Genomic DNA, 10373 nt, shown 5'->3' on the forward strand with positions numbered 1-10373 from the left:
ATAGTTCCATTGTCCTCCTGAGCGCAGTCGAAGGACTTGTTAGTTATTACCTTTAAAGCGTTTCGACTGCGCTCAACGTGACATATTAGATAAATTAAAATACTGAAAAACAATTAATTATAAAATAACGTCAATGGTAGTACAGTCGAGAACTTTTTAATACATCTCGATTGCGCTCGATGAGACAATTTTTAGTTTTAACACTTTTTAAACAGACCCATTTGTTTCAATTCTTAGAGATGTGTTACACAATACCCTGTGCTAACATAGCGTCTGCTACTTTTACAAATCCGGCAATATTAGCGCCTTTAACATAATCTATGTATCCATCGTCATCTTTTCCATATTCAATGCAAGAATCATGGATGTTAGACATGATCTCTTTCAATTTTAAATCGACTTCATCTCTAGTCCAATTAAATCTCAATGAATTTTGAGTCATTTCTAAACCAGATGTAGCTACGCCACCGGCATTAGAGGCTTTTCCAGGTGCAAATAATATTTTAGCTTTATGGAAAGCGGTAATAGCTTCTTTAGTTGAAGGCATATTAGCACCTTCACTTACACAAATACAGCCATTATTTAAGAGTGTAGTTGCATCATCTTCGTTAAGCTCGTTTTGAGTTGCGCATGGTAGTGCGATGTCACATTTAACATCCCATGGCGTTTTTCCTTTCATAAATTTCGCATTAGGGTATACTTCTAAATACTCACTTATTCTACCTCGCTTCTCATTTTTTAATTGCATTACAAAGGCTAACTTTTCGGCATCTATTCCATCTGTATCATAAATATAACCTGAAGAATCTGAAAGCGTTAAGACTTTACCCCCTAACTGTATTACCTTCTCTGCAGCATATTGCGCCACATTTCCAGATCCGGATACAACAACATCTTTCCCTTTAAAGCTATCTCCTTTTGTTTCTAGCATTTTTTCAGCAAAATAAACAGTACCGTAGCCCGTTGCTTCTGGTCTAATTAACGAACCTCCCCAAGACATTCCTTTACCTGTTAAAACACCAGTAAACTCATTTCTTAATTTTTTATACATTCCAAATAAAAAGCCTATTTCCCTTGCTCCAACACCAATATCGCCTGCTGGCACATCTGTATTAGGGCCAATATGTCTAAATAATTCACTCATAAATGCATGACAAAAACGCATAATTTCGTTATCACTCTTTCCCTTAGGGTCGAAATCACTTCCTCCTTTTCCTCCTCCCATTGGTAGCGTAGTAAGACTGTTTTTAAATACTTGCTCAAATGCTAAAAATTTTAAAATGCTCATATTAACAGTCGGGTGAAAACGAAGCCCTCCTTTATAAGGCCCTATAGCAGAATTCATTTGAATTCTATATCCTCTATTAACCTGGATTTCTCCTTTATCATCAACCCAGCAAACTCGAAATGATATAACACGTTCTGGCTCAACCATTCTTAAGAGAATATTTTTACCATAGTAAATATCATTTTTAATGATATATGGGATAACAGTTTCTGCAACTTCTTCTACAGCCTGTAAAAATTCTAGTTCGTGACCATTTCTTTTTTTAACTAAGTCTAAAAATGATTCAATATTATTTTTCATATACGCTAAAAAGTATTGTTGTTTTAATAAATAGGTGATTTAAGGATGCAAATATACATTATCTTTAAAAATAACCGTATTATTTTTATAATATCGCAATAAATAATTTTAATATCGTAATAAACAAACTTAATGTACACTCTGTCATACAAATAGGTGTTAATTATTTGTTAATTAAATAGATATGGATGTTTTTTTTCGTTAAAAATGGTGCTTCTTATAATTAACAAGAAAAATTTTTTATTTAGAAAAAATGTCTAATATTTGTTTGTTCAACGATAAAATTTGTTTGTTTAACGAGTTTTTATATATTTGTCGTCAATTATGTCCCAAAAAAATAAACCTTACTATGCCTAACATGAAACATTTAGTTTTTGCTTTTTGCATGTTTGTTTCCTTTCAAACAACAAATGCTCAATTAGGCTTCTCTCATGAAATAGGAGTTATTACTGGGCCTTTACAATTTAGATCGGATTACGGTAGTCGCGATGATTCAAAAACAAATTTTGGAAACTCAGGATTTGGAATAGGAATTGTTCATTATTTAAATTTCTCTTATAGAGCAGATTGTAACTGCTATACTACTGATACTTATTTTAATGACCATTTTAAGGTACGAAACGAAATATCTTGGAATAAAACCAATTTAGAGCACTTAGGTAAGTTTGTTGATCCTAATAAAACGACTACAAATGCAGACAGGTTAAGAGGTCATAAAGGTGTTGCCGAAAATTTAGATATTGGTACACAACTTGAATTTTTCCCTTTTAGTATTCGTTCTTTTCAAGCTTTTAGTTACAGATTTGCCCCTTTTGCAAGTTTGGGAGTTCATTATACCTCTTTTTCACCAGAAGTTAGTACAACTTACGAAAATCCCGATCCGCTTTTAACAGGAAATGTTCTTGAACCTAGCAATTTTTATTCAGCTTGGGCTCCAGGGTCTGTAGATGCTTCTCCGGGGAGTGCATGGTCTGTAGTCGCTAGTGTTGGTGTGCGATATAAGCTTAATAAACTTTCAGATTTAATGCTCGATTTAAGATGGCAATACTATTTTAATGATTGGGTAGACGGTCTTAATCACCAATTGGATTTCAATAAAAGTGATGATAGGTTAGTATGGCTTAATATTGGTTATATATACTATTTAAACTAAAAACTACTTTAAAGCTTGCTCTAAATCGGCAATTAAATCATCAATATCTTCTATTCCTACACTTAACCTGATTAAAGAATCGACAACACCCGTTTTTTCTCTTTCTTTTTTCGGAATACTTGCATGTGTCATGCTTGCCGGATGACCCGAAAGTGACTCAACACCTCCTAAAGATTCTGCCAAAGTGAAAATTTTCAAATTTTCGATAATTTTAATAGACTCTTTCATGTTATTACCTTTAGTCGTAAAAGAGAGCATTCCACCAAAATCTTTCATTTGAGATTTAGCAATGTTATGACTAGGATGGTTTTCTAAACCGGGCCAATATACATTTTCAATTTTTGGATGGTTTGCCAAAAACTCAGCAACAGCTTTACCGTTTTCACAATGACGTTGCATTCTAATATGCAAAGTCTTTATACCTCTTAGCACTAAAAAGCTATCTTGAGGCCCGCAAATAGCACCACTGGCATTTTGTATAAAGTATAATTTATCGGCCAATTCTTTGTCCTTTACCACTAAGGCTCCCATAACAACATCACTATGTCCTCCCAAATATTTAGTAGCAGAATGCATCACAATATCTGCGCCTAAATTTAAAGGTTGTTGTAAATAGGGTGTAGCAAACGTATTATCTACAGCTAGCAAAATATGATGCTTTTTTGCAATTGCAGAAACAGCCTTGATATCAATAATGTTCATCATTGGATTGGTTGGTGTTTCAGCCCAAATTAATTTGGTGTTTTTATTAATATAAGCTTCAATTTTTGAAGCATCTTGCATACCTATAAAATGAAATTTTATTCCGAAATCTTGAAAAACCTTTGTAAATAAACGAAAAGAACCTCCGTATAAATCGTTAGTAGAAACAACCTCGTCACCGGGTTTTAAGAGTTTAATAATAGCATCAATAGCAGCCAATCCAGAACCAAAAGCTAATCCGTACGTTCCATTTTCAATACTGGCAAAAGCATTTTCTAAAGCATTTCTGGTTGGATTATGCGTTCTGGAATACTCATAACCTTTATGCCCTCCCGGAGTTGTTTGTGCATAGGTAGATGTTTGATAAATGGGAGGCATAACTGCACCATAAGCTGCATCATGTTCCTGACCTCCGTGTATTACTTTTGTATTAAATTTCATATTAATAGGCTTTATACAAATGTAAGTTTTAATTCGGTGCATTCAAATGCAATAATTACCTTTAATGTTAATTAATATTTCAAGTATGTTTTATAAAAAACACCTCTTAATTATGTGTTCTTTTTTCATTCTTATGACTTGTAAGGATGAAGTAGAATTGTCATTTTCAGAAATTAATCTATCAACTAGCAACAATAATCTTGTTGAAGTAAATATTCCTAATGCTATTGGGAATGAGAATATTACTAATCGAATAAATTCGACAATAGAAAAAACAGTTATAGGGTCATTACATGTTGGAGGTTCCGATAATATAACCTCTAAATCTATTGAAGAAAGTATAACGGCATTTAATAAAGAATTTCAAATATTTAAAACCGACTTCCCAGAAATTGCAGAACAATGGGACGCACAAATAGACGGAGAAGTTCTATTACAATCGTCAGAAATTATAAGTATTGCTATAACATCTTATATTTATGCTGGTGGTGCGCATGGAACAGTTACTATTTCATTCTTAAATTTTGAGACTATAACAGGACATATAATTCTTAATAACAACTTATTTAAAGATGTTGAAGGTTTTAAAAAAGTAGCAAAAAGTTATTTTGATAAAGCCATAAAAGACAAAGACGTTTTTTTAGACACTACTACCTTTGAATTACCAGAAAATATGGCTTATAACGAAGACGGTATTGTTCTACTTTACAATACCTATGAAGTAGCACCTTATTCAACAGGTATTATTGAGTTTGTAATTCCTTTTGAAGAGATTAGTTCGTTTTTACATTTTAATAGCTTTTAATAGCGCTAAAATATATCCCATATGCATTCCTTCATGAAAAAAAACAAATTGCAATGCGTCATCTACGTTTGTTAAAGTATTACCTGTTGTAGAAACGGTATATTCATTATACGTTTTAAAGATGCCGTTTTTATAATCTGCTTCTGTTTTTTCAATCGTCGAAAATAATAACTGCTTTATCTCATTAAGGTCTTCTTGAGTTACTGGAGCTTCAGGTTTGCTATCTTTTCTGTATTTATTTATCATATCATCAGATAGCATCGTTGGTAAGCCCGAGAGTTTGTAAACCAAAAGTTGCTCGGTTACTATGATATGTCCAATATTCCAAATAATATTATTATTAAACGTTTCTGGTATTTTATTTAAATCTTCTAAACTTGTTTTTTCTAAAATGTTTTTAAGAGAATTTCTTGTGTTAGGGAACACTTCGAATATAAATTTCATGTTGTTTATTTTTTCGATAAATATAGTTTTAAATGATATAATTACTTTTATTTTGTTAGAAATAATTTTAGAAAAAGAAAAACCTATATAAAACCTTGTTACGAATAGGTCTATCTATAGTTAAGAAACAAATAAAGAGACATGAAAAAAGTATATTATTTAAAAACCTGTAGTACCTGCATTCGAATATTAAAAGAGTTAAATCTGCCTTCTGAATTTGTGTTACAAGACATTAAAACAGAAGATATAACAGTAAAGCAATTAGAGGAAATGAAAGCGCTTTCGGGCAGTTATGAAGCTCTTTTTAGTAAACGGTCTAAACTTTACAAGGAAATGGATTTAAAAAACCAACAATTAGAAGAGCGTGACTATAAGCATTATATTTTGGAACACTATACTTTTTTAAGTAGGCCAGTTATAATTAATGATGACCAGATTTTTGTTGGGAATTCTAAAAATACTGTTGAAGCAGCAAAGGCATCTATTCATTATAAATAAATTCAAATTACGCCTTCTTATATTTCTATACTGCTTATCACAATATAAGAAATACAGTAAAACAGTATCATTATCTATAACTTAAACCATCGTTTGTACAATATTTAATCTAAGATTTAGTTATTTAGATTATTAATGGTTCTTTAATTTATTCAGTCATACCGACAGGTGCTTAATAGTATGAATACAAAAAACCTTTTTAGAGTTATAGTGCTGTTTTTTAGTTTATCTGGCTGTACTGAAAATAATAATTCAATCGAATTACCATTAAAAACAGTTGAGGGTTATGGCCCTTTTTATCTCGGCTTAGGTTATTTGAATTGGACTCCCCTCAAAGAAAAAAAGGAATGGAATAAAACAGAAATCAAAACTAAGGGAATTCCAGCTTCTTGGAAAGTGAGTAATGTAGATCAAATTTGGTTTGATGGACAACAATTTGCCTACCAAAATTACTTGAATAAAAAATTAAGTAAAAAGTTTTTTGATAGACTTGTTAAGTCATGGGACATAGATTTTAAGAAAAAACCCTTATCGAAAAAGTCAATAAAATGCTTTGTTCACATTGCTTTTGGTAAAACTCAAAATGATGAACTCCAGTTTATTGTTGATTCAAATAATAACAATGATTTTAGTGATGACCCCATAAATACTGCTTCGGTATTTTCATTAAAAGAAAATATTGACCATCAACAATTGCTTAAATTAGCTATTGATATTGAATACGAAAAATTTACTGAATCTGGTGTAAAAAAAGTAAAATCAAAAGTAATAATATTTGCTACTCCGGGGGGTGATCTAACATATCACATTCCTTATCATGCCAAGACAACTTTTAAAGGAACTCCGATTTATGTTAGTTTTGGCTTTGTGCTTCAGAACTATAGTAATGGTGGTAAATTCGCGCTTCATAGTTACGACGATTCTTCAGACTTCTTTACACTTGAACCCAATGAATATATTTACAATGAAAATGAAGTCTTTAAAATTATAGGAGTTAATACCTATAAAGAAGCTTTAACGCTAGAAAAAATGTCAACTGACACAATTCTTTATTCAACTCAAATTGGGAGTCGACCACACCCTTTAAAGATGAAGAAGTTTCTTAGCAATGATTCGATAACATTAGATGATTATAAAGGAAAATTCCTTTTTATTGACTTTTGGGGTACCTGGTGTGCTCCTTGTATCAAGGATTTACCTAATATTATAAAGGCTTATGATAAGATTGATAAAAATGAAATAGATTTTTTAAGCATAGCTGTATATGATAAAATTGATAACCTTCAGGTTGCCATACATAAATTTGGACTGAAATGGTCACAAGTTTTAGAAAATGATTCAAATCAAGCTAGAAAATTATATAATGTAAAAAGTTTCCCTACTACAATATTATTAAATAAAGAAGGAATAATTGTTGCCAAAAACCTTCGAGGTGAACACCTACTCGACACACTTAATTATTATATAAATAACAAGCAATAAATTTTTTTTTTTCAACAAAAAGTAAAAAAAAAAGAGTCACACTTTCGTGCAACTATTTTTTTTGCTCTTTCTCTTGGTCTCGAACCAACTGAGCTAAGAAGGGAGGTTTTCTTCTTTTTATATTTAAGATGCTAGTGAATAAATAAATTAAAGGTAAAATCTTACTACATTAGTGGTTTATATAATAAGGATATAGTTAATATTAACTATATATATTTGTTGTGTAAAATTTGAAAATGAAGAAAATATTAGATAATTTAAGAAATAAGTTTAGTCCAAAGTCATTCGAATCTAGTTTCGAAAAACTGACAAAAGAACTTGCTGAATTATGTTTTGAATATGTCGATTATGATTCTCAAAATGTTGAGAAAATTTTCATTTTTTGCTCAACTGAATTAGATACTATTTGGTTTAATACATTTTATAAAATAAATAGTCGGATTGTGAAAAAACATAAAGTTGGCGATAGGTTTAATGCGAATGACGAAAAACAAATATTATTAAACAAAGAAGCAAATAAGATAATTCAGAAATTAATTCAGAACTTCAAATTACATTCTAAAGATTTACCTTCCGATTTTAAAATCATCTATGAAATTGAAGGAAGTAAATTTGACTGTAAAATGAGCTATGAACCTAAAATGGAAATAAACCCTGACATTACTTTGCATACAATTTGTGACGAATGGATAGATATGGAGAAATCGAAATAAAAACTTTACACAACACCAGTAATCGTTGCACAAGGCACTAAAAAACACAAAAATCAACTCAAAAGCTTCTTTTTAAGGAGCTTTATTTTTTAGAAGTACATGTTTATTTTCAAATTTAAAGGTTTGTTAAAAGTCTTATTTGAAGTGTTATTAAGGTTTTTATCTTTAAAATAACATGACACACTACTTTGGCATCACTTTTCACTGTTTTAGAGATGAATTTTAGATATTTCTTGAGATTGTAGGCCATGGCTGAGAGATGCATCACTTTGTTGGCTTACCTGATTCCGATAGTCTTTCTTGCCTTGCATAACTAAAGATAACCATTTTATCTTTATATTGGTCTTGTGCAACAGGCACAATCTGTATAGTTAATGGCTACAAAGTGTTAAAAATAAAGTTAAGTCCTATCGAATAATCTTTAACTTGTGTAAACAATGTCCCTTAACGAACATCTACCAGAACATGAAAAACATAATCTTCATACTTATCTTCTTTTTTGCAGTTATTCAATCAAATTCACAGTGTGAAATTTGTGGCATTTACAAAGGAACATCTAAAGAGAGGGCACAAAAATTAATTATAAAAAAGGATTCTACATTTGTATATGATTATACTGATAATTGGGCGACACTAATGGGGGCAACAACTAAAGGCACTTGGAAAATTGTTGGAGATGAAATAGAGCTGAATAGTGATTATAATGATGAGGAATTTACTATAAAAACAGAGAAAATAGATTTATGCGGTATAGTTCCTAATTATTTAGCTAGTAATTGTAATAAATTAATAAAAATTCAAGTCGTTAATTCAAATGATGAATACATATGGCATTTGAGATCAGTTATGTTGAACGAAGATACCTCACAAATTTCTACTATTATGTTTGAAGATTATAATGATTATAACTCTTCAGTTGCCTCTAGTTTTTTTGTCGGAAACTCAATAAACAAAATCAATATTTTTAATGGGTTTTATGATGAATTTGTAGTATTAATAGACGACTCAAATGTAAATTATGTTAAAATCAAGGGAAATTTCGCTGATATTCTCTGGTATACTTATATAAAAAAAGAAAGATGGAAGATCAAAAAAAATAGTTTAGTAAAAAATAAGAGGTTTGGGAAATTCAAAAAAATATAAAGACAGCATCCAACAACGTGTTCTATAAAATTAACTGTTAGTGTAAGCCCGTGGGATGTATTAACCGAAACTCAAAAAAAGATTGCCAAAAAAAATTAATTGCCAATCTTTTTTCAAAAACTAATCTTGTCGCACAATATCACCTAACTTATCCATTAGTAATTTGACATTAAATAAAATGGACTTTTCTTCTTCTTCAATAAACAAATGGGAATGATAAAGGGCTGCATTATGAACCCATTCTAAAGACTTGATGATTTGTAAAGTGTCTTGGAAATTAATAAACTCCAGCAATTCTAACTGAGCAGGATATAAATTCTTTTTAATCTTTTTCGATACGTGTCGTGTATCATCCGATGTATGAGCCGACTTGCATTTCGGACATACATTTTGACCATTCTGTGTTTGCATTACAAATAGTTTTAAGATTAATAAAAAGAGGAAAGGTCACCGCAAACACATTCCAAGCGATGCCCAGACTGGTCTCGGGACTTACACCCGTTTGCCTTTCCAATATTTTCTGTTTAAGACTGATTTGTAGATTAGACATCTGAATTTAAAATGTGTTTGCATCACAAATGTAAGAAAATAAACTACACTCAACAAAATGTATAAAAAATTGCTATTTTTAACCCAACGCAACGGCAGTTGCTTTGTTTGCTAGTTTCTGATTTTCCTTCGGAAAATCCTCGCACTCAAACTACGCAACTTTCCATACACGTAACGTTGGCAAGACATTTGAGAAAAACGATGATTAATAAAATTTACATACTTCTTTTTTCATTTAGTTGTTTAATTCTACATTCTCAAGAAACGGATTTAAGCAAAAAATTTAAGACTAATGATTGGAAAACCGAATTAAATTGGTTCAATTCTGACACGCTGATTTTAAAAACTATTAAAAAGAAAGATACAACGTGGAATAGCTTAACTCTTAATGAAAAAAAGAATAAAATAAACCAAATATGGATTGAAAGAATCAGTTTTGACTCAAATGGAAATTTAAATTATAAAAACAATACCTATTGCGGAAATTCTGATTATCGGAAACTGAATAACATTGAGTTTATAGATAACAAAATTATTGCTGATTTCACATACAGACCATACAATGCAACAAAGGACATTACATTAAAAAAATGGTTTGAAATTATAAATTGGACTGATGAGCGAATTTTGCTCATAAAAACGGATTAAAAAAACTAATACCAACAAAGAAGTATAAAATCATAGCACCCTACGGGATGCTACGCTTCATATACTAAACGTCAGACTGTGCATTAACTTTTTTTGTATTCTGATTGTTAATGGTTTGAGTAATTCTTATCTTGTATAGGAACACAAATCATACTTATGGAACATATACATGGTCAGGATCGTAATCAAATCCGGATGACTTCCCTT

Annotated in this window: 11 protein-coding genes and 1 pseudogene; 7 read left to right on the plus strand and 5 right to left on the minus strand. The window is 30.7% G+C overall.

From position 1 onward, the window contains the following. Positions 1 to 244: 244 nt before the first annotated feature. Positions 245 to 1588: an NADP-specific glutamate dehydrogenase gene (gene gdhA / locus Q4Q35_RS08675; protein ID WP_303277574.1), complete on the minus strand. Its 1344-nt coding sequence runs from the start codon at positions 1586 to 1588 to the stop codon at positions 245 to 247. Between the two features lie 358 nt (positions 1589 to 1946). Between gdhA and Q4Q35_RS08680 the strand changes: the two genes are divergently transcribed. Continuing rightward, positions 1947 to 2741: a THC0290_0291 family protein gene (locus Q4Q35_RS08680; RefSeq protein WP_303277575.1), complete on the plus strand. Its 795-nt coding sequence runs from the start codon at positions 1947 to 1949 to the stop codon at positions 2739 to 2741. A 3-nt stretch (positions 2742 to 2744) separates the two neighbouring features. Here Q4Q35_RS08680 and Q4Q35_RS08685 read toward each other — a convergent pair whose 3' ends face one another. Further along, positions 2745 to 3884, minus strand: a complete 1140-nt coding sequence (locus tag Q4Q35_RS08685; RefSeq protein WP_303277576.1) for a cystathionine gamma-synthase — start codon at positions 3882 to 3884, stop codon at positions 2745 to 2747. Positions 3885 to 4017: 133 nt separating this feature from the next. Here Q4Q35_RS08685 and Q4Q35_RS08690 point away from each other — a divergent pair, with 133 nt between their 5' ends. Beyond that, positions 4018 to 4689, plus strand: a complete 672-nt coding sequence (locus Q4Q35_RS08690; protein WP_303277577.1) for a DUF3298 and DUF4163 domain-containing protein — start codon at positions 4018 to 4020, stop codon at positions 4687 to 4689. Here Q4Q35_RS08690 and Q4Q35_RS08695 read toward each other — a convergent pair. Further along, positions 4669 to 5133 carry a DinB family protein gene (locus tag Q4Q35_RS08695; protein ID WP_303277578.1) on the minus strand — a complete coding sequence of 155 codons (465 nt, stop codon included), beginning with the start codon at positions 5131 to 5133 and terminating at the stop codon, positions 4669 to 4671. The two genes, Q4Q35_RS08690 and Q4Q35_RS08695, sit on opposite strands and share 21 nt — an antisense overlap. Positions 5134 to 5274: 141 nt before the next feature. Here Q4Q35_RS08695 and Q4Q35_RS08700 point away from each other — a divergent pair, with 141 nt between their 5' ends. The 3 genes from Q4Q35_RS08700 to Q4Q35_RS08710 all read left to right on the plus strand — a co-directional run bounded on the left by Q4Q35_RS08700 (position 5275) and on the right by Q4Q35_RS08710 (position 7826). Beyond that, positions 5275 to 5631: an arsenate reductase family protein gene (locus Q4Q35_RS08700; protein ID WP_303277579.1), complete on the plus strand. Its 357-nt coding sequence runs from the start codon at positions 5275 to 5277 to the stop codon at positions 5629 to 5631. A gap of 180 nt (positions 5632 to 5811) precedes the next feature. Next, entirely contained in the window at positions 5812 to 7113 is a 1302-nt protein-coding gene (locus Q4Q35_RS08705) for a TlpA family protein disulfide reductase (RefSeq protein ID WP_303277580.1), read from the plus strand. 236 nt (positions 7114 to 7349) lie between these two features. Beyond that, a complete protein-coding gene (locus Q4Q35_RS08710) occupies positions 7350 to 7826 on the plus strand; it encodes a hypothetical protein (protein ID WP_303277581.1) in 477 nt (158 codons plus the stop codon). Positions 7827 to 8012: 186 nt separating this feature from the next. On the opposite strand, the pseudogene Q4Q35_RS22500 reads toward Q4Q35_RS08710, so the two are convergent. Further along, positions 8013 to 8103: pseudogene (locus tag Q4Q35_RS22500) on the minus strand (transposase); the annotation flags it as partial. Positions 8104 to 8291: 188 nt separating this feature from the next. On the opposite strand from Q4Q35_RS22500, the gene Q4Q35_RS08715 reads away from it, so the two are divergent. Further along, positions 8292 to 8969 (plus strand): hypothetical protein, encoded by a 678-nt coding sequence (locus Q4Q35_RS08715; protein WP_303277582.1) that lies wholly within the window; start codon positions 8292 to 8294, stop codon positions 8967 to 8969. Between the two features lie 120 nt (positions 8970 to 9089). Here Q4Q35_RS08715 and Q4Q35_RS08720 read toward each other — a convergent pair whose 3' ends face one another. Beyond that, a complete protein-coding gene (locus tag Q4Q35_RS08720; protein WP_303277583.1) occupies positions 9090 to 9380 on the minus strand; it encodes a hypothetical protein in 291 nt (96 codons plus the stop codon). Between the two features lie 339 nt (positions 9381 to 9719). Here Q4Q35_RS08720 and Q4Q35_RS08725 point away from each other — a divergent pair, with 339 nt between their 5' ends. Next, positions 9720 to 10166 carry a hypothetical protein gene (locus Q4Q35_RS08725; protein WP_303277584.1) on the plus strand — a complete coding sequence of 149 codons (447 nt, stop codon included), beginning with the start codon at positions 9720 to 9722 and terminating at the stop codon, positions 10164 to 10166. Positions 10167 to 10373 lie beyond the last annotated feature (207 nt).

This window comes from Flavivirga aquimarina, assembly GCF_030540835.1.
Taxonomy (GTDB): Bacteria; Bacteroidota; Bacteroidia; order Flavobacteriales; family Flavobacteriaceae; genus Flavivirga; species Flavivirga aquimarina.